The organism is Pseudomonas marincola (assembly GCF_900682675.2).
In the GTDB taxonomy this organism is placed as follows: domain Bacteria; phylum Pseudomonadota; class Gammaproteobacteria; order Pseudomonadales; family Pseudomonadaceae; genus Aquipseudomonas; species Aquipseudomonas marincola.
On the sequence record NZ_LR215729.2, the window covers coordinates 1,539,474 to 1,559,264 of the forward strand.

Consider the following 19,791-nt stretch of genomic DNA (forward strand, 5'->3'; position numbering starts at 1 on the left):
CGGGGTGCGCAATTGGCACAGAAAAAGCCACTGACGCAAATGTGCGCGGCACGCTAGACTGCTCTCGTCCAACTACTGAACGACGCAAAATGCTCAAAACATCCTCGTTTTTGCTGCTGTCTTTGTGTGGCGTTAATTCGGCTTACGCCTTGCCGCTGGTGCTTCAGGATGTTGATCTTGAAGAGCGAACCAACGGCGTACTGGCCCTGATGGCGTACTCGATCACTCCGGATCTGGCCTCCAGCTCGTTGCAGATTAACGACAAGCAGGGCGGTAATCCCGATCTGAGCATGACCCAGTTAGGCGGCGGCGCTACCCTGAGCAAAGAGATACCGCTGTATCTTGAAGGGGCGTTGGGATACAGCCGTTATGACCCGAAATTTGTTGCCAGTGGCGGTAACGAGTCACGGGTGTTGCCGGTGAAGTGGAACACGATCTCGGCCACAGGTGGCATCGGCTGGGATTTTCCTTTGAGCGAAGAGGTGGTGATCCGGCCGATAGCCAACTTTGCATTAGGCTACATGACCAGTGATATCAACGCCGGGAGGTTGCTGATTGAGCGCAAACTCGATCGGCAAATTGATTTTCTCGACGGCGGTCATTTGGCGGCCGGTGGTTTAGGCGGCTCGCTGATGCTGGACTGGGAGCGGGTGCGGCCGGATTACGAGGCCGATGTCGAGCTGCGCTACAGCTACGTGCACCTGAAAACGCTGTCTGGCGATGATGTGGTTGACGGGGAGGCTAACGCTGAAACCGCTAACCTGTGGTCACGCTATCGCGCCCCGACCGGCTTTGTGGTGATGCAGCGCCCGTTGCGTTATGTGTTGGAGTTTTCGCACTCAGAGTATCTGGGCGATCAGCGCGGCGCATTGGGCTTTGACCGGCTTTCAACAGTGGGCCTTGGCATTGAATTCGACTCGAGCGCCTACGACCTGTTCATCACCCGCACCCGTCTGGTTTTGCGTCACGTTCTGGGTGACAACGTGTCCGGCTACTCGCTGGGGCTGGCGGTGAGCTTCTGACTTCACCCGGTTGGCTCAGCGGCGCTGCTTGCAGATTGCAAACAGCGCCGTTGTTGTTTAAGCCCCGAGTTTGAATACCAGCGCCTTGAGGCCACCTTGCGGGTCGCTCTCATTGAATTCAGGCTGGTTTTCCAGACGCTCGACATAGCGCAGCGCTGGCGCATCATTCGCCATGCCCTCAATCAGGAAGTCCGGGCCGATACCCGGATCGTTTACACAGGCCAGCACAGTGCCGTTTGCGCTGAGCAGCTCTGGCAACTTGCGCAGGATCTTCTGATAGTCGCGGGTCAGTGCGAAGCTGCCTTTCTGGAAAGAGGGCGGGTCTATGATGATCAGATCATACGGGCCGTACTTTTTAACCTTGCCCCACGACTTGAACAGCTCATGGCCAAGAAAGCTGACCTTGCTCAGGTCGTGGCCGTTAAGCCGGTGATTGTCACGCCCACGGCTCAGGGCTGAGCGCGCCATGTCCAGATTCACCACATGCTCTGCACCGCCTTCGATGGCGGCGACCGAGAAACCGCAGGTGTAGGCAAACAAGTTGAGAATGCGCTTGCCGCTGGCCTGCTGCTGAACCCACTGACGGCCATAGCGCATGTCGAGAAACAGCCCGCTGTTTTGCTTCTTGCCGATATCGAGCTGGTAGCGCAAGCCGCTTTCAGTGATCTGCCAGGTGTCTGTCAGCTCACCACAGATCCACTCGGTGGCGCTGTCGGGCAGGTAACGATGCTGCAATAACAGCGTATGAGCACCACTGTGCTGCCATTCGGGCGCTTCGATCAATGCACTGAGCATGCGCTTGAGCGCCGCCATTTCACTGGGAGCAGGCTCGCGAAACAACGCTACCAATACGATACCTTGCAGCCAGTCTGCGGTGACATGTTCAAGGCCTGGCCAACATAAACCGCGGCCATGGAATATCCGGCGGGTTTCGCTGGGCGGGTTGCTCAAGGCGCTGCTGAGTTGCTGCTGCAAAGTGCTGATGGCGTCGCTGTTCATTGGGTCAGTTGCATACCTGAGTTGCAGCCAACAACCGAAAACCTCGCGCAGGGGCGATTCGGTGCTGGCGAAGGGTGATGGGCTCGCCGCCAGAGCGCGGCAAACAGTGATGAATTTGCGTGTAGAACTGCAAGCTTGAACAGCCTGCGGATCACGAAGGTCTGCGAGCTGGGTTCGGCTTTAGCTCATTTTCGAGGGTGAGCGACGCACAAACTTGATCGAGTGCGTGAGTGTCGGTTTGCGCGTTACGCTAATGGCTTTGCGCGTGACCGTATCGATCGTGATGTTCCAGAAGCCAGTGCTGGGCACATTGATCTTCACCGGAAACTTGTCGAACGCACCGCCGTGATAGCTGTGGCGACCGCCATTTTTAAAGCTGCGGAAGTTGGCATCGCTCATCAGGCGGATGTTGCAGGTTTGCGAGCATTCAATGACGACGATGTCATCCTCATTCAAATGCTCACGCTGGTGTATAAATTTCATGGACCGCTCCACAGGGCTGCTTCAGCCAATAGCGAACGATAACATGACTGCCCCTTGTGCTTCATCCGTCAGGCGCTAATTGGTCCAGCGCAGGCAGCGCATTAAGCAGTGGCAGCCGCCAACCCATGAGCCAATAATAGCTGCAAAATAACCTGGCGCTGGGTGGTGGATAAATGCCCAAACAACCCCCCGAACACTATCCCTTGCAGTTGCAGACGAGCTGGCAAGCCAATGCGCAGGCGTGGACTGATGCGGTGCGCGGGCAACGCATTGCCAGCCGGCGTTTGGCCACCGATGCAGCAATTGTTCAGGCCATTGGCGAAGTGCAGCCGCAGCGCGCACTCGACATCGGGTGCGGCGAGGGTTGGCTGTGCCGCGCGATGAGCCAGCAAGGCATTGAGGCGGTCGGCATCGATGGTTCGCACGCCCTGATCGAGGCGGCGCGCCGTGCAGATCCCAATACTGGCCGTTATCAGCTGTGCAGTTATGCCGAGCTTGCAGCGGGCATGCCCCAGTTAGGCCGGTTTGACCTGCTGGTGGCTAACTTTGCATTGCTCGAAGAACAATTGGGCCCCTTGTTACAGGCCTTGCACGGGCTGACGGCGAAGCAGGGCAAGTTGCTGATTCAGACCTTGCATCCAAAAGCGGCAATGCCAGCCTGGGGCTATAGCGACGGTTGGCAGATTGAGACATTCGCAAGCCTGGCCGGTGGTTTTGTGCAGCCCATGCCGTGGTACTACCGAACAACCGAATCGTGGCTGCAATTATTGGCCGGCAGCGGCTGGCAACTACACTGGTTGAGACAACCTCAGGTTGCAGGCAGTGAACACCCGGCGTCGCTGCTGCTCCTGCTTGAGTCTGCCGGCGGCAACTGAGCGCAGTCTATTAGCGGTTTTGCGTTGAGCTATTTGCGGCGGGCGAGGAGGCAATGATGGTGCAACAGAGCTGTTTGATTCCCTGCATACGTTATCGGGATGCCCCCGCTGCGCTCGACTGGCTGTGCGAGAACTTCGGTTTTACCCGGCATCTGGTCGTCAGCGATCGCCACGGCGGCATTGCTCATGCACAACTCACACTGGGCAACAGCATGCTGATGCTCGGCTCAATGGTGGACTCTGAATACGGCCGGCTGATGCGCTCGCCCGAGCAAGCAGGCGGTTGCACACAAAGCCTGTATCTGCTGGTGGATGATGCGGATGTGCTGTACCGCCGCGCGGTGGCCGCAGGTGCTGAAATCGTTATCGACATCAAGGATGAAGGTTATGGCGGCAGGGGTTTCACCTGCCGCGATCCGGAAGGGCATGTCTGGAGCTTTGGCACTTATGACCCGTGGGCAAGGTGAGCAAGGCCCGCAGCCAAATCCACGGATTCAGACCCGCTTTTCAATTCTCGGCTCGGGCATTCACCGCCCAGACAAGCTGCCCGCTCGCTTCATCCATCAGTGCACGCGCGCGTTGGGCTTACGGCATTGGCCGCGCCATTAAGATATCGGCTCAGCCTCGAGCCAGACGCCATGTATCAACGTGCGACGCTGACGCCTTCGAGGTTGGAGAACGAGGTGTCTTTGGCGGTCAGCAGGAAGTCGCGCATAAAGGGCGCATCGAGCATGTCGGTCCGGATCCCAGCGTACAGAGTGGCAAACAGGCCTTTATCGCCCAGACGTTTGGCCGTCACGTAGCCACGTGAGCTGTATTCATGCAGAGCCCAATTGGGCAGGCCGCAAACGCCCCGGCCGCTGGCGACCAGTTGCATCATCATCACCGTTAGCTCCGAGGTGCGCACTTGCGCCGGCTCGACGTCTGCTGGCTCCAGAAAACGGGTGAATATATCCAGCCGGTCGCGTTCGACGGGGTAGGTGATCAGGGTTTCGTTCTCAAGGTCTTGCGGGTTGATGCACGGCTTGCCCGCCAGCGCATGCTGGTTGGCGACCGCGAGCATGGCCTCGTAAGTGAACAGCGGCACATAGGTAATCCCAGCCAACTCTAGCGGGTCGGACGTTACAACCAGATCGAGATCGCCACGGGCCAGCGCCGGCAAAGGGGCGAACGAGAAGCCTGAGGCCAGATCCAGTTCAACTTCCGGCCAGGCATCGCGAAACTGGTCGATGGTTGGCATCAGCCACTGAAAGCAACTGTGGCATTCAATCGCCATGTGCAGGCGGCCTGCCGTGCCGCCGGCCAGTCGCGACAAGTCGCGCTCGGCGCTGCGCAGCATGGGCAGTACTGCGTCGGACAATTGCAGTAAACGCAGACCGGCGCTGGTAAAGCGCACCGGCTTGGTCTTGCGCACGAACAGCTGCATGCCGAGGCGTTCTTCCAGCTCCTTGAACTGATGCGAAAGCGCCGACTGAGTGAGGTGCAAGCGCTCGGCAGCCTCAACCAGGCTGTCGCATTCGCGCAGCGCGTGCAGGGTTTTCAAGTGGCGTAATTCAAGCATGGTGGCCTCGGCAGTAAAGCGGGTGAGCGAACGGGTGGCGCAATAGCGATTGATTCAATCATGAATAATATTACAGATGAAAGCGAATATCTTGAGTTTGTTTCATGAGGGGGCCTTGTCGACAATAGCGCCATCACTTACACAGGAGCGTTTAAACATGGCCGTGTCACATTCCCTCGGATTCCCGCGCATCGGTGCTGACCGAGAGTTAAAAAAAGCCCTGGAGGCCCATTGGAAGGGTGAACTGGACGAAGCTGGCCTGCGCCTGGTCGGCAAACAATTGCGCGCCGCGCATTGGCAGCTGCAAAAAGACGCCGGGTTGGACCTGCTGCCCGTCGGCGACTTCGCCTGGTACGACCAGGTCCTGACTCATTCGCTGAGCTTCGGGGTTATTCCTGAGCGCTTCAAGCCGCAATCGGGCGCGCCGGGCCTCGACACATTGTTCGCCATGGCGCGTGGAGTGAGCCAGCGCTGCTGCGGCCAGCATGACAGTGCCGGACATGCACTTGAAATGACCAAATGGTTCGACACCAACTATCACTATCTGGTGCCGGAGTTCACTGCCGATCAGCAGTTCCAACTGAGCTGGGAGCAGCTGTTTGAGGAAGTGGACGAAGCCCATGCGCTGGGCCACAAGGTCAAGCCGGTGGTCATTGGTCCGTTAACGTATCTGTGGCTGGGCAAGGCCAAGGGCGAGGCATTCGACAAGCTTGAGCTGCTCGACAGATTGTTACCGCTGTACGGTGAAATTCTCACGCGTCTGGCCGCTCAGGGCGTGGAATGGGTGCAGATCGACGAGCCGATTCTGGGCCTCGATTTACCGCAGGACTGGAAGAACGCCTTCGAGCGCGCCTATAACCTGATCCAGCACGCGCCGCTTAAAAAGCTGGTGGCCTGCTACTTCAGCGGCCTTGAAGACAACCTCGGCCTGGCAGTCAACTTGCCGGTTGATGGCTTGCACGTCGATCTGGTGCGCGCGCCAGAGCAATTGCCGATGCTGCTCGATCGTCTGCCAGCCTATAAAGTTCTGTCGCTGGGCGTGGTTAACGGTCGCAACGTCTGGGGCTGTGACCTTGAAGCTGCCTTGTCGCAATTGCAGCAGGCTGAACAGCGCTTCGCGGGCAATCTTTGGGTGGCAGGCTCTTGCTCGTTGCTGCACAGCCCGGTCGATCTGCGCCGTGAAGACCAGCTCGATGATGAGCTGAAAAGCTGGCTGGCGTTTGCCGTGCAAAAATGCGCAGAGATTGCGGTTCTGACCAAGGCCCTGAACAACCCGCAATCGCCTGAAGTTATCCGTGTGCTAGAGCACAGCGCCGATATTCAGCGCAGTCGCGCCAGTTCCTCGCGTATCCATAAAGAGGCTGTGCATCAGCGCCTCGCTGCCATCACCGCCGCTGACAGCCAACGTACTTCGGCGTTTGCCGAGCGTATCGAGTTGCAGCGCAGCCGCTTGCAATTGCCTGCGTTCCCGACCACAACCATTGGCTCGTTCCCGCAGACCCCGGCGATTCGCCTGGCGCGTCAGGCATTCAAGCAGGGCAAGCTTTCGCGCAGTGACTACACCGAGGCCATGTACAGCGAAATCCGCCACGCCGTGACGATTCAGGAGAACCTCGGGCTGGATGTGCTGGTGCACGGTGAAGCCGAGCGCAACGACATGGTCGAGTACTTTGCCGAGCAAATCGATGGCTATGCATTTACCCGCTTCGGTTGGGTGCAAAGCTACGGCTCGCGCTGCGTGAAGCCTGCAATCATTGTTGGAGACCTGAGCCGTCCGCAGCCGATGACAGTGGACTGGATCCGCTACGCCCAAGGGCTTACCAACAAGGTGATGAAAGGCATGCTCACCGGCCCGGTCACCATGCTGATGTGGTCGTTCCCGCGCGAGGATGTCAGCCGTGAAGTGCAGGCCAAACAGTTGGCGCTGGCCATTCGCGATGAGGTTGTCGATCTGGAAGCGGCCGGCATTCGTATCGTGCAGATCGATGAAGCGGCCTTCCGCGAAGGCTTGCCGCTGCGCAAGGCTGCGTGGCAAGGCTACCTCGATTGGGCCACCGAGGCATTTCGCCTGTGCGCTTCGGGTGTGCGTGACGAAACGCAGATTCACACCCACATGTGCTACAGCGAGTTCAATGACGTAATCGAGTCGATTGCGGCCATGGACGCGGATGTCATCACCATCGAAACCTCGCGTTCCGACATGGAGTTGCTGGATGCGTTCGAGGCGTTCGCCTATCCCAACGACATTGGCCCCGGCGTGTATGACATTCACTCGCCACGCGTGCCCGACAGCCGCGAGATGATCAAACTCATGAGCAAGGCGGTGAAACGCATTCCCGCCGAGCGGCTGTGGGTAAACCCGGACTGCGGCCTTAAAACCCGCGCCTGGCCCGAAACCGAAGCCGCGCTGATCAACATGGTCTCCGCTGCCCGACAACTGCGGGCGGCGCTGAGCGCTTAAGCCCAAACCCGCCCGCCGTTTAACGGTAGGGCGGGTTTTTTCGGTTTAAGCGATGACCGCTGGGCAGGGTTCATTAAAGTGTCATCGAAGTGTGGCAGCGCGCTCGCCTGAATAACATCAAACTCGCGTCCTAATGGGGTTCTGCGTTTCGGGTGTTTTATGCGTGTTGTATTTTTTCTGGTCGCACTCTTTTGCGGCTTTTCAGTTCAGGCAGCAGACCGTTGCAATACCAGCGTGCCGACCGAGATGGTCGATGTTGGTGATGTGCGCCTTGCCTATCAGAGCATTGGTCGCGAACGTGATCCGGTTTTGCTGTTGGTCATGGGCCTGGGTGGGCAGTTGATCCACTGGCCCGATGAAGTGGTAAAACCGCTTTGTGAACAAGGCTTTCGGGTGATCCGTTTTGATAATCGCGATGTCGGTTTGAGTGCCTGGATTGGTCAGCCAGCGCCGGGCATTAATCTGGCCTACGAGGCATTGCGATATCGCCTGGGCCTGACAGTGGCGTCACCTTACAGTTTGCGTGATATGGCCGGCGATGCACTGGGTCTGATGGATGCCATCGGGGTTAAACGCTTCCATGTGCTGGGTGCGAGCATGGGCGGCATGATCGCTCAACATTTGGCTGATATAGCGCCGCAACGGGTCGAGAGCCTGACCCTGATAATGACCAGCACTGGCGCGGCGGGATTACCGGCACCCAGCCCGAAGTTGCTCGAATTACTGGCGCGCCGTGAAGCGCCCAATCGCGAGGCCGCGCTTGAGCAGCAGGCGGATCTACTCGCAGCCTTGGGCAGCCCGTCGGTGACCGATGACCGTCAGGCGTTGTTGCACGAAGCGCAGGTTTCTTACGACCGTGCGTTTAATCCGCAAGGTGTCGAGCGGCAAATACTGGCCATTCTGGCCGAGCCGAGCCGCGTCGACATGCTCAACAAACTCCAGGTGCCGACGCTGGTGGTGCACGGCACTGCCGATCCGCTGCTGCCGGTGATGCATGGTGTGCATGTTGCTGCGCATATCAAGGGCAGCCAGTTGCGTCTGATTCCAGGGCTTGCGCACCGCTTTCAGGAGGCTTTCAAGGCGCCGCTGTTGTCGGCGGTGCTCCCGTATCTGCAAGAGCAACGCATGGAAGACGATCACCTGGCCAATCTCTAAACATCGTTCGCGACGCCTTAGCTGATCAGCGCGCTCTCGGCGGCGACTGCCAGCTTGGCCTCAAGGTAGGCGCTCAGTTGCGCTTGCTCTTGCGGGCTCATGAACAGTTGCAGTTTGCTGCGGCGCCAGAGAATGTCTGGCGCGGTGATTGCCCATTCGTGCTCGCACAAGTAGTCCACTTCGCGCTTATACAACCCCGCGCCAAAATGCTGGCCGAGGTCGCGAATGTTTTGGGTATTACTCAGCAGTGAGTAACTCCGGCTGCCGTAACTGTGCGCCCAGCGCTGGGCCACCGCGATGGGCAACCATTCGTGTTCACGCTGCAATTGCTCACCCAGTTCGTTGGCATCGGTGATGTTTTCAGCGCCCGGCAGCGGGTGCTCGGCGGTCCATTCGGGGCCAGCCTTGGGGAAGAACGGCGCGAGCAACTCCAGCGCCGATTCGGCGAGTCGCCGGTAGGTCGTGAGCTTGCCGCCAAACACCGAGAGCAGCGGCGCCTCACCGGGATTGCCCGATATCGACAGCGTGTAGTCACGGGTGACAACGGAAGGGTCATCCGATTCGTCATCGCACAGCGGCCGCACGCCGGAAAAACTGTGCAGAATGTCCTCCGGGCTCAGTTGGCGCTTGAAGTGATTATTCACCACGTCGAGTAAATACTGAGTCTCGCTGGGGCTGATGCTTACATGGTTGGCGTCACCGTGATATTCCTCATCGGTGGTGCCGATCATCGTGAATGCACCCAGATAAGGAATGGCGAAGACGATACGACGGTCTTCATTTTGCAGGATGTAGGCCTGATCACCCTCGAACTGGCGCTCGACAATTATGTGGCTGCCCTTGATCAGGCGAATACCGTAAGGCGATTGCTGTTTCAGTTCTTCACTCAACACGCTCGCAACCCAGGGGCCGGCGGCATTGACCAGCGCGCGCGCACGAATCGCAAACAGCGTGCCGTCTTTGCGTTCCAGGTGAATGTGCCATACACCGCGGGTGCGGCGGGCGCTGATGCAACGGGTTTGGGTGTGCACGTGCGCGCCATGCTCGTGGGCGTCCATGGCGTTGAGAACGACCAGGCGGGCGTCATCGGCCCAGCAATCGGAGTATTCAAAGCCGCGTTTGATGCTGCTTTTAAGCGGGCTTTGGCTATCGAAGCGCAGGCCTTTCGAGCCTGCCAGTTTCTCTCGCTTGCCCAGATGGTCGTACAGAAACAAACCGGCGCGAATCATCCAAGCGGGCCGCAGGTGAGGCCGGTGCGGCAAGATGAAACGCATGGGTTTTATGATATGTGGCGCCTTGGCCAATAACACTTCACGCTCCGCCAGCGCTTCACGCACCAGTCGGAATTCGTAGTGCTCAAGGTAGCGCAGGCCGCCATGGATCAGTTTGCTGCTGGCCGAGGAGGTGTGCTCGCCAAGGTCGTCTTTCTCGCACAGAAAAACGCTCAGCCCGCGGCCCGCTGCATCTGCAGCAATGCCTGCGCCATTGATACCGCCGCCGATTACCGCCAGATCGTAGACCTCGGCAAAAGGAGGATGAGGCTGAGAATGCGGGAGCATGGCAACACCTGTGGTCGAAATCGAACTTTAAATGTTCACTTTCGAACTTAGCCTAGTTGAACCCTCTGTGATTAACCAGGCCAGCCGTCAGAACCCCATACATACCAGAAGATGGTTACCAATCAACCTGTACGTTCTGCGCTTTGAGGCGTTTCATTAGTTCGGTATTGGGTTTGGCGTCGGTGAATATCCGGTCCAGCAGTTCTATCCCGCCGAGGCGCACCAGCGCATTGCGTCCGAACTTGCTGGAGTCGGCAGCCAGATACACATGCCTTGCATTGCTGATAATGGCTTGCGAGGCGCGCACTTCCTCGTAATCGAAGTCCAGCAGGCTGCCGTCATGATCAATCCCGCTGATTCCAACCAGGGCGTAATCGACCTTGAACTGGCGGATGAAATCCACGGTGGCTTGCCCGACAACCCCGCCGTCTGCGCGCACCGTGCCTCCGGCCAGTAATACTTCGAAATCCGGCTTGCAGCTCATCAGGGCCGCGACGTGCAGGTTGTTGGTGATTACTTTCAAGCCCTTGTGTTTGAGTAACGCCCGAGCAACTGCTTCGGTGGTGGTGCCAATATTGATGAACAGCGAACAGTGGTCGGGAATATGCGCGGCGAGGGCTTCGCCGATCTGACGTTTCTCGTCACGCATCTGCTGGGCGCGCATGGTGTACGCCGTGTTTTCGGTACTTGAGGCTTCACTGGCCGCGCCACCGTGGGTGCGCCGCAAAAGGCCCAGCGTGGCCAGTTGATTGATGTCGCGGCGGATGGTTTGCGGGGTCACGCTAACCGCTTGGCTCAGCTCATCAATGCTGGCGTAGCCTTGCGCCTGAGTAATCCTGAGTATCTCGCTTTGACGGGGCGTCAGACTCATTCGCATGATCCCTCGGATCGCATCACTGTGGACGACTGCAAACTGATTTCAGCCTCACGAAGCTTGCATATCGGCTTGCACTAAAACCGTATCAGACCCTAATGTAAGCATACTTCAGCTTACTTTTTCACAATCGAACATGACTCCAGCTATAGATCTCCTGAAAAAGGCCAAGGCCGCGCACACGGTTCACAGCTATCAGCACGACCCCAAAGCGGCTTCTTATGGGCTTGAGGCAGCTGAAAAGCTCGGCCTGCAGCCGGAACGAGTATTCAAGACGCTACTGGCCGCCAGTGAAAAGGGCGAGTTGCTGGTTGCTGTCGTGCCGGTGGCGGGTAGCCTGGATTTGAAAGCCTTGGCGCATGCCGCTGGTGTTAAAAAGGCCGACATGGCGGACCCCCAAGCGGCGCAACGGGCAACCGGTTATTTACTGGGCGGGATTAGCCCGCTGGGGCAAAAGAAACGCCTGCGCACATTTATCGATCAGACCGCGCAGGATTATCCGAGCATCTATGTCAGTGCTGGGCGGCGTGGGCTTGAGGTTGAATTGGCCGCTGCCGTTCTCGCGCAATACACGCAGGCCGCTTTCGCCAGTATTGGCCGCGAGTAAGACGCGCGTTTGGCGCTGCAACAATCACAATAAGGGATGAACATGCCTGAGTACCTGCTAGCCATCGATCAGGGCACGACCAGCAGTCGCGCCATTGTTTTCAGCAAGCAGGGCAAGGCCGTTGCCAGTGCACAGGAGGAGTTCAAACAGTACTTCCCTGAGGATGGCTGGGTCGAGCATGACCCGCAGGCGCTCTGGCAAACCACGCTGGATGTTTGTCGCAAGGCACTCTCGCAAGGCGGCGTTGATGCGGCGGATATCGTTGCCATCGGCATTACCAACCAGCGTGAAACCACACTGGTCTGGGACGCTGAAAATGGTCAGGCGATCTACCCGGCGATTGTCTGGCAAGACCGGCGCACGGCGGATTATTGCGCCGAGCTGAAAGAGGCCGGGCATGAGCCCATGGTGGCGGCAGCTTCCGGTTTGCTGATCGATCCATATTTTTCCGCGACCAAGTTGCGCTGGATTTTGCAGCACGTCCCCGGTGCGCGTGAGCGGGCAGAGCGCGGCGAGTTGCGATTCGGCACGGTGGACAGTTTTCTGCTGTGGCATCTCACAGGCGGCAAGTCGCACAAGACTGACGCGACCAATGCGTCGCGCACCATGTTGTTCAATGTTCACACCCAGCAGTGGGACGAAGACCTGCTGGCACTGTTCGACATCCCGCGCAATATGCTCCCGGAGGTGCTGGATTGCGCGGCTGATTTTGGCAGTACCGAGGCCGGGTTGTTCGGCGCGGCCATTCCGGTTTACGGGGTTGCCGGTGATCAACAGGCAGCGTTGTTCGGTCAGGCGTGCTTCAAACCGGGCATGATCAAGAGCACTTACGGCACCGGCTGTTTCATGATTCAGAACACCGGCGACACGGCCGTGGCTTCCCAGCATCGATTGCTGACCACGGTTGGCTACCGCCTCGATGGCAAGGTCACTTATGCGGTCGAGGGCAGTATTTTTGTCGCGGGCGCAGCCGTGCAGTGGTTGCGCGACGGAATCAAACTGATCAGTCATGCCCGCGAGAGTGAAGCGCTGGCTGAGCAGACTGGCGATGCGTGCGGGGTGTATCTGGTGCCAGCCTTCACCGGTTTGGGCGCGCCTTACTGGGACCCGAAAGCGCGGGGGGCAATTTTCGGCCTGACGCGTGATACCGGGATCAAAGAGATCGTCACCGCCGGTTTGCAATCGGTCTGCTATCAAACCCTGGATCTGCTTGTGGCTATGCGTCAGGACGGCGCCGCTGCGCCAAGTGCGTTGCGTGTTGATGGCGGCATGGTCGAAAATAACTGGCTGATGCAGTTCCTCGCCAATATTCTTGGCGTGACTGTTGAGCGCCCGCAGGTTACCGAAACCACGGCGTTGGGCGTGGCGTATCTGGCAGGTTTGCAGGCGGGCGTGTACAGCAGCCTAGAAGAGATTGCTGAACACTGGAATTGTCAGCAGCGTTTCGCCTCGACAATCAGCCTTGAACACCGTGAACGCTTGTATAAAGGTTGGCTGGACGCGGTCGGCCGTGTGCGTAGCGAGCCCCTTTGACTGAGTGGATGAGCCAAGCATGGACAAACACCGCTGATGACACGTTCTGCCGTTCGCCTCGGCTGGGCGTTGGGTTTGCTGCTAAGCAGCGCTGCGTATGCTGACGAGGCCCCGGAGAAACTGGTTATCGCGGGTGACGTCTGGTGTCCGATCAACTGCCCTGAAGATGCCGAACAGCCCGGACTGTTTGTCGAGTTGGCGCAGCAGATTTTTGCTGAATCCGGAATTCAAGTCGAATACCGGGTGATCAACTGGGCCCGTGCCGTGCACGACACGCGTCGCGGTAAGCTCAATGCGCTGATTGGTGCGGGCGTGGAAGATGCGCCCGGCTTTGTGTTCACCGCAACCGCGCCCGGCATTTCTCAAATGTGCTTTTTCTCCCGCCCAGACAATGCCTGGCGTTATGGCGGTGTCGAGTCATTGGCATCGATTTCGTTCGGCGCCATTAACAGCTACAGCTACGGCGCTGAGCTGGACAGCTATATCCATAGCCATCAGCAAGACTCGCGCAGGGTTCAACTCGCTTCGGGTGACAACGCCTTGGCCATCAATGTCGATAAAGTGCGCATGGGCCGTATCGATGCCACGATTGAGAACAGTTGGGTCATGGCGCATTACCTCAGTCACAGAGCTGCAGATGAGCAACTGCAAGAGGTCGGTTGTCGGACAAATTCGCTGCCCATTTATCTGGCATTTTCGCCGGCCCTGGAGTCCAGCAAGCGCTACCGTGATATTTTTGAAGCCGGTTTACAGCGTTTCCAGCGCGACGGTCGCATGACTCGTTTGTTGTCGCGCTACGGATTGCAACCGCTGAGTGCGCAACTTCCGCGCTGAAAGCCCTTTGCCGTATGACGGAGTTACCGATGTATCAACTAACTGACTTGCTTCACCTCATGGCCCGTCTGCGCGACCCGCAGCATGGTTGCCCGTGGGATTTGCAGCAGTCGTACACAAGCATTGTGCCGCACACCCTTGAAGAAGCTTATGAAGTCGCCGATGCGATTGAGTCCGCTGACTTCGAGCACTTACCCGGCGAATTGGGTGATCTGCTGTTTCAGGTGGTTTATTACTGCCAGTTGGCAGGCGAGGAAGGGCGCTTTGGCTTTGCCGATGTCGTCGACTCGATTACCCGCAAGCTGGTGCGTCGTCATCCGCATGTGTTCCCCGATGGCGATCTGTATGCAACACCCGGCTCAGTGACGTTAAGCGACGTTGAGGTGAAGCAGCGCTGGGAGCAGATCAAGGCCGAGGAGCGCGCCGAGCGTGCCAGTGAGCCGCAACAGCTCTCATTGCTCGATGACGTGCCAGCGGCAATGCCTGCGCTCACCCGCGCAGCCAAACTGCAAAAGCGCGCGGCGCAGGTGGGTTTTGACTGGCCCGAGGCATTGCCTGTGGTGGATAAAGTGCGCGAGGAGCTGGATGAAGTACTGGAGGCAATGAGCGAAAATGATCCGGATGCGATTGCCGAAGAGATAGGTGATTTGCTTTTTGTCGTGACCAACCTGGCCCGACACCTTAAAGTTGAGCCTGAGTCGGCATTGCGTGCTGCCAACATCAAGTTCGAGAGACGCTTTCGTTTTATCGAACAGGCATTGCGCGAAACCGGGCGCGCCATTGAAAATTGCGATCTGGAAGAGTTGGATGCACTTTGGGGCGAGGCCAAGAAACTCGAAAAGCTGGGTTCTGCCTCCGCTTGTTAAGTTGAATTTTGCAGGTGCGCGTGGCGAGTCACTGCGCATCAAATGATTGTGAGTATGGGAAGGTTATGGCTCTATCACTACGCGACCAGTTGCTCAAAGCCGGTCTGGTCAATGAGAAGCAGGCCAAGCAGGTCAGCAAACAGCAGCAAAAGCAAAAGCGCATGGAGCATAAAGGTCAGATAGAAAAAGACCAGACTCAGCAGCTCGCCGCCCAGCAGGCTGCAGCGGAAAAGCTGGCTCGCGATCAGGAGCTGAATCGCCAGCAGAAAGAAAAGGCCGAGCAGAAGGCCAAGGCTGCGCAGGTCAAACAGTTGATCGAAGTGTCGCGCTTGCCGAAGCTGACAACCGAGGACTATTACAATTTTGTTGATAACAAAAAGGTAAAACGTATTTCGGTAAATGAACTGATGCGCAACAAACTCAGCAGCGGCTCGCTGGCTATCGTCACCCATGGTGGCGGCTATGAAGTGATCCCGCGCGAAGCCGCTTTGAAAATTCAGGAGCGCGACCCGCACCGCATCATCCTGCTCAACACCCCAACCGAAGCACCAGACGCCGATGATCCGTACGCGGCCTACCAAGTCCCGGATGACCTGATGTGGTGACCCTGCGCTAAATCAGCGCTTGAGGTTAAAACACCCCGCACGAATTTCAATTTCCTGCGGGGTGTTTTTTTAAGGGGAGCAATTAGTCGGCTCCATTGCTGCCTGCCTGGTATTTGCTATACCGAACAGCTATCCCATTCCTGTGCTCCTTGCTGGCAAAGCTCCTAGTGGATGGCCGGGTTTTAGCTGGCAAGACAGCTCATGCGGTTCTCTCATTCTTACAGCGTTTTGACCGTCTTTTACTCACAGGATTTGCGGACTTCTAAGGGAATAAATCAATTAAATCAAGGGTTTGTCAGGATGATATCAAAGTGCTATCTTCTCGCGGCCCGAAGAGGTCGTATGAGATTTTAAGCATTCTACGTGCGCTACCGGCATGGTGCTGGGCTTGGGTTGAAGATTGCTACTGTAAATAAAGGATGAAAAATGAACGCGCATGTTAGCCCTGGACCAAGCTTTAGCAATGATGAAATTGATCTGGTTGCTATCTTTCAAGATATATGGCGCCAGCGTTGGTTGATTGCTGGAGTTATGGGGGCCGTAGGGTTGATAGCAGCTGCATATGCATTTCTGGCAACACCTTACTATCAGACGCAAAGTATTCTTAAGCCGACTTCACTAAAGAGTTTCGACCAGCTAAACCTTACAGGTGTTTATAAAGTTAATAGGGACGAAGTGCTAAGCCGGATAGGGATGTCGCTCGAGTCATATTCCACGCGATATGCTTTTTTTCAATCACATCAGGAGTTGTTTAGCGCGCTGGAACATCCGAATGAATCACTCGATGAGGCTTTTGAAAGAATCAATCAGACTGCATTTACCGTATTAAAACCAGATCCCAAAAGGGATAGCTCTCTCTCCAAGTATGTAGGCTTGAGCTTCGTTTACCCTCAGGGAGTGGATGGCGTCCAAGTGGTTAATCGCTTGATAGAATACGTAGTTGAGCAAGAGCGTGCATTAATATATTCCGAGGTTGATACGCTCCTCACTAACCGTTTGGCTAAGTTGAAAAATAAGATCGCAGCAGCGCGTACAGGTTATGAAATTACCAAGCAAGCAAAGATTGCAAAGTTACTTGAGGCTGATAATGTAAAACGCGCAAATCTCATGGATGAGCTTAATGGGCTGCGGCAGCAGCTCAAGCTGCGCAGAGAGAATCGTATTAAGCAGCTATCTGAAGCGATTATGATTGCTGAGCAGTTAGGTATACATAAGCCTGCAACTCCATCATCAATGCGTGATATGGACAGTTCCGGCCAAGGTAATTTGATTAGAACAGAAGTTAATAATCAGCAGATTCCTCTATACTTCATGGGCACAGCTGCGCTGGCGGCTGAGCGCAAAGCATTGCGGGCACGTAGTTCTGATGACTTTACTGATGCCCATGTTGGAGAGATAGAGAAGCAACTGCGGATGTTACGCAACAATCGTGAGATTGAGGCCCTGCGTAAACGAGAAAATGACGATCTTTTCATGGGCAAATTGGCATCTTGGGAAGAGGAAATCTCGTATTTGAATAAGCTTCAACCAGAACTGTTGCTCAATGATATCGTCGAAGTAGACCAGCCAGCAGTAATTCCGCTTTCGCCAATTAAGCCTAAGAAAATTTTGATTATTGCTTTAGGTCTGATATTGGGCGGTATGTTGGGTGTGTTCATTAGCCTGTGTCGTTCTGTTGTTAAACGTTCACTCGTACGTCCAATTGAGATTCTTAACCCGCTTCCTGTATAAAGTTGGATATAAGACAGATTGCCGGACCTCGTCCGGCAATCTTGTAATGTCCATCCGGGCTATAGGTTTACGTCTATTCGATATATTCTCCAGTGTCCTATATAAAACGTGGTCCGTTTTCTCGCTCGGATTGAGTGCGCCAGTAATATCTTCTGAAGATACTTTCCGTCGTAATAAGTACACTTTGAACCGAATGCCCTTTATTTAGTTTTCTTGTCAGGCACGGCTATAGGTCAGGGTCCGATCTACTGGCGATGCACTCTTTTCTACCATGTGAGATCAGTTTTTACTTTCACCATAACTGCTTTATGGCGATAGTCTCCCGCGCAGGGCAGCCCCGCCAGCCCTTAGTATTGAAAGCTGCTGGTAGTTATTTTTCCATACGGAAAAGCAGCTTTTATGCGGGCCGAATAACAGTATTAGCTATATGTTTTGTGGCGTCTCCTGACGGCTCAGTGTCTTGTATCAGCGATTGCTGATCCTGCCTCAGGCTTTGTAGATCAGGATGTCTACGTCACTTACAGTATGGAAGCTTTATGAGTGCTAATGCAGGCCAGGATGTTGAATATAAAAACGATGAAATTGATTTAGTCGACCTGGTCCAGGATCTATGGAAGCAACGCCTGATCATTCTCGGCGTTATGGGGTTGGTTGGGTTGGCTGCGGTTGCTTATGTACAGATAGCCACGCCTTCTTATCAGACGCAGAGTGTGCTCAAAGCCACCTCTCTGAAAAGCTTCGATCAGCTTAATCTCACCGGTGTACATGAAATTGATCGCGATCAAGTGCTCAAGCGTATTGGTGGAGCGCTAGAGTCATATTCCACGCGCTATGCGTTTTTCCAGGAAAACCCTGAGCTTTTCAAGGCGGTTGAGCGGCCAGGTGAGTCGCTGGAGCAGGCTTTTCAGCAGTTGAATAAAACTGCATTTACGATACTAAAGCCGGATTTAAAAAAGCCTGATTCGTTGTTCAACTATGTCGGCTTGAGCTTTGTCTACCCACAAGGCGTGGATGGGCCGGCTGTGGTCAATGGCATGATCAGCTTTGCAACCGCCGATGTGCGTAAGCGTATTGCCTCGGAGATTAATACGCTAATCGCAAACCGCCTGAACAAGCTGCAAAGTAAAATCGTCTCTGCGCGAAAAGGCTATGAAACAACCAAACAGTCGAAGGTTGCCGAGTTATTGGAGGCTGACAGCATCATGCGCGCCAATTTGAATGATGAACTGGCAAGCGTGCGTGAGGAGTTAAAGCTCAAGCGCGAGAATCGTATCAAGCAGCTCAGCGAAGCCATCATGATTGCTGAGAAGCTGGGCATACATAAACCCGCCACGCCCTCATCCATGGGCGATGAACGCAATCAGTCGCAGGGCAATACGATCCGCACCGAAGTCAATAATCAACGGATTCCGTTGTATTTCATGGGTACAGAAGCCCTTAGCGCTGAGCGTGAAGCATTGAGCCTGCGTGAATCCGATGATTTTACCGGAGAGCGTATTGGTGAGATTGAGATGAAGTTGCGGATGCTCAAGGAAAACCGTCAGGTTGAGGCGCTGCTAAAGCGTGATAATGATGATCTGTTCTTGGAGAAGCTGGCTAAGTGGAACGAGGAAATCTCTTTCCTAACTGAATTGAAACCGGAATTGCTGTTGCAAGACTTGGTCATCGTTGATCAGCCAGCCATCGAGCCGCTTGCACCGACCAAGCCCAAGAAACTGTTGATTGTCACATTGGGGTTAGTGTTAGGGGCGTTTTTGGGCGGTTTCATTGCGCTGGTAAGGGTGATGATGGCAAACACCGCCGCAAGCCGAACACCCAGATAGTGTTTTTGGCGACTAATACGGTGTTTCAAGCTCAAGTTTCAGGCATTAAAAAACCGGGCGATGCACGGTTTTTTAATGTGCCAAAGATTATTTGCCTTTGACCGTTTTGCCTTCAACTGTGCCTTCTTGCAGCATGATCTGGTATTCCTTGCCGTCTTTCTCAACTTGGTTGAGTGCGACCAGCAGATAGCCCCAGTCTTTGGCAAACCATAAGGTGGTTTTGCGCTTGCTTTGAGTCGGGTCACGCACGCGTTCAACCTTGATCGCGTCGATCATGCCAGCCTTGGTATTCACGGCCTCCTGACCCAGAACGCGGAAGTCATAGGTTTCAACTTCGTCGCCGTCGATCACCTGATAACTCATGGTCTTTTTGCCTTCAGCCACGTCATTTTGCAGAGCGATCTGATAGGTCGACTTATCAAGCAGGCCAGCATTGAGCGGCAGTTTGATCGGGTCGCCACGATCTGAACCGGTGATTTGCTTGGCTTCCCAATTGAAGGTCTGTTCGATTTTCTTGCCTTTACCCAAGCCGCTGCGCTCAAAGGTGTAGCTCAGCGGTTTGATTGCGGCCTCATCCATGCGGAAAGTGCTTTCCTCATTCAGACTGGCCACCAGCATGGATGCATTGAAGCTGAGTTGCCAGGTGCCGTCATCGCGGGTTTTGAGGCTCCGCTCAGCAGAGCCGCTGATGGGCAGCTGCTTCCAGTCAGCGGTGTAGCTGGCAGAGAAAGGTTTCAGCTCACCAGCAAACACCGAGGTGCTGAAAAGTGCGAGGGCGAACAGTAAGGCTCGAAGCATGTTGT

The 19,791-nt window shown here is 55.8% G+C and carries 18 protein-coding genes; 12 read left to right on the forward strand and 6 right to left on the reverse strand.

Annotated elements, in window-relative coordinates; all coding sequences use genetic code 11:
• Window positions 1-89 precede the first annotated feature (89 nt).
• Window positions 90-1,022, forward strand: a complete 933-nt coding sequence (locus PMYSY11_RS07095) for an autotransporter domain-containing protein (protein WP_150548717.1) — start codon at window positions 90-92, stop codon at window positions 1,020-1,022.
• A 57-nt stretch (window positions 1,023-1,079) separates the two neighbouring features.
• Here the strand turns inward: PMYSY11_RS07095 and PMYSY11_RS07100 are convergent, their stop codons facing one another.
• The gene (locus tag PMYSY11_RS07100) at window positions 1,080-2,021 is read right to left on the reverse strand and encodes a class I SAM-dependent methyltransferase (RefSeq protein ID WP_150548718.1); all 942 of its coding nucleotides are present in this window, start codon (window positions 2,019-2,021) and stop codon (window positions 1,080-1,082) included.
• Between the two features lie 180 nt (window positions 2,022-2,201).
• Window positions 2,202-2,504, reverse strand: a complete 303-nt coding sequence (locus PMYSY11_RS07105; protein WP_069901588.1) for a DUF1883 domain-containing protein — start codon at window positions 2,502-2,504, stop codon at window positions 2,202-2,204.
• Window positions 2,505-2,677: 173 nt separating this feature from the next.
• On the opposite strand from PMYSY11_RS07105, the gene PMYSY11_RS07110 reads away from it, so the two are divergent.
• Together PMYSY11_RS07110 and PMYSY11_RS07115 are read left to right on the forward strand one after the other, a co-directional pair.
• The gene (locus PMYSY11_RS07110) at window positions 2,678-3,379 is read left to right on the forward strand and encodes a class I SAM-dependent methyltransferase (RefSeq protein ID WP_150548719.1); all 702 of its coding nucleotides are present in this window, start codon (window positions 2,678-2,680) and stop codon (window positions 3,377-3,379) included.
• A 53-nt stretch (window positions 3,380-3,432) separates the two neighbouring features.
• Window positions 3,433-3,846 (forward strand): VOC family protein, encoded by a 414-nt coding sequence (locus PMYSY11_RS07115; RefSeq protein WP_172970673.1) that lies wholly within the window; start codon window positions 3,433-3,435, stop codon window positions 3,844-3,846.
• A 176-nt stretch (window positions 3,847-4,022) separates the two neighbouring features.
• Here PMYSY11_RS07115 and metR read toward each other — a convergent pair whose 3' ends face one another.
• Complete coding sequence (gene metR / locus PMYSY11_RS07120) at window positions 4,023-4,940, reverse strand: transcriptional regulator MetR (RefSeq protein ID WP_150548720.1); 918 nt, start codon at window positions 4,938-4,940, stop codon at window positions 4,023-4,025.
• 157 nt (window positions 4,941-5,097) lie between these two features.
• Here metR and metE point away from each other — a divergent pair, with 157 nt between their 5' ends.
• A complete protein-coding gene (gene metE / locus PMYSY11_RS07125; RefSeq protein ID WP_150548721.1) occupies window positions 5,098-7,401 on the forward strand; it encodes a 5-methyltetrahydropteroyltriglutamate--homocysteine S-methyltransferase in 2,304 nt (767 codons plus the stop codon).
• A 159-nt stretch (window positions 7,402-7,560) separates the two neighbouring features.
• Window positions 7,561-8,556 carry an alpha/beta fold hydrolase gene (locus PMYSY11_RS07130; protein WP_069901593.1) on the forward strand — a complete coding sequence of 332 codons (996 nt, stop codon included), beginning with the start codon at window positions 7,561-7,563 and terminating at the stop codon, window positions 8,554-8,556.
• A 17-nt stretch (window positions 8,557-8,573) separates the two neighbouring features.
• Here the strand turns inward: PMYSY11_RS07130 and glpD are convergent, their stop codons facing one another.
• Complete coding sequence (gene glpD, locus PMYSY11_RS07135) at window positions 8,574-10,115, reverse strand: glycerol-3-phosphate dehydrogenase (RefSeq protein ID WP_150548722.1); 1,542 nt, start codon at window positions 10,113-10,115, stop codon at window positions 8,574-8,576.
• A 115-nt stretch (window positions 10,116-10,230) separates the two neighbouring features.
• Window positions 10,231-10,986 carry a DeoR/GlpR family DNA-binding transcription regulator gene (locus PMYSY11_RS07140; RefSeq protein ID WP_150548723.1) on the reverse strand — a complete coding sequence of 252 codons (756 nt, stop codon included), beginning with the start codon at window positions 10,984-10,986 and terminating at the stop codon, window positions 10,231-10,233.
• Window positions 10,987-11,125: 139 nt separating this feature from the next.
• Between PMYSY11_RS07140 and ybaK the strand changes: the two genes are divergently transcribed.
• The 7 genes from ybaK to PMYSY11_RS07175 all read left to right on the forward strand — a co-directional run bounded on the left by ybaK (window position 11,126) and on the right by PMYSY11_RS07175 (window position 18,988).
• Window positions 11,126-11,596, forward strand: a complete 471-nt coding sequence (gene ybaK / locus PMYSY11_RS07145; protein ID WP_069901596.1) for a Cys-tRNA(Pro) deacylase — start codon at window positions 11,126-11,128, stop codon at window positions 11,594-11,596.
• 42 nt (window positions 11,597-11,638) lie between these two features.
• The gene (gene glpK / locus PMYSY11_RS07150; RefSeq protein WP_150548724.1) at window positions 11,639-13,129 is read left to right on the forward strand and encodes a glycerol kinase GlpK; all 1,491 of its coding nucleotides are present in this window, start codon (window positions 11,639-11,641) and stop codon (window positions 13,127-13,129) included.
• A 36-nt stretch (window positions 13,130-13,165) separates the two neighbouring features.
• Window positions 13,166-13,963 (forward strand): substrate-binding periplasmic protein, encoded by a 798-nt coding sequence (locus PMYSY11_RS07155; protein ID WP_150548725.1) that lies wholly within the window; start codon window positions 13,166-13,168, stop codon window positions 13,961-13,963.
• A 29-nt stretch (window positions 13,964-13,992) separates the two neighbouring features.
• On the forward strand, window positions 13,993-14,829 hold the full coding sequence (gene mazG, locus PMYSY11_RS07160) for a nucleoside triphosphate pyrophosphohydrolase (protein WP_150548726.1): 837 nt from the start codon (window positions 13,993-13,995) through the stop codon (window positions 14,827-14,829).
• 65 nt (window positions 14,830-14,894) lie between these two features.
• Window positions 14,895-15,434, forward strand: coding sequence for a DUF2058 domain-containing protein (locus tag PMYSY11_RS07165; protein WP_150548727.1), 540 nt, complete (start codon window positions 14,895-14,897; stop codon window positions 15,432-15,434).
• Window positions 15,435-15,860: 426 nt separating this feature from the next.
• The gene (locus tag PMYSY11_RS07170) at window positions 15,861-17,165 is read left to right on the forward strand and encodes a Wzz/FepE/Etk N-terminal domain-containing protein (protein WP_150548728.1); all 1,305 of its coding nucleotides are present in this window, start codon (window positions 15,861-15,863) and stop codon (window positions 17,163-17,165) included.
• Window positions 17,166-17,701: 536 nt separating this feature from the next.
• The gene (locus tag PMYSY11_RS07175; protein ID WP_150548729.1) at window positions 17,702-18,988 is read left to right on the forward strand and encodes a Wzz/FepE/Etk N-terminal domain-containing protein; all 1,287 of its coding nucleotides are present in this window, start codon (window positions 17,702-17,704) and stop codon (window positions 18,986-18,988) included.
• A gap of 87 nt (window positions 18,989-19,075) precedes the next feature.
• Here the strand turns inward: PMYSY11_RS07175 and PMYSY11_RS07180 are convergent, their stop codons facing one another.
• Window positions 19,076-19,786 carry a DUF3108 domain-containing protein gene (locus tag PMYSY11_RS07180; protein ID WP_150548730.1) on the reverse strand — a complete coding sequence of 237 codons (711 nt, stop codon included), beginning with the start codon at window positions 19,784-19,786 and terminating at the stop codon, window positions 19,076-19,078.
• Window positions 19,787-19,791: the final 5 nt, after the last annotated feature.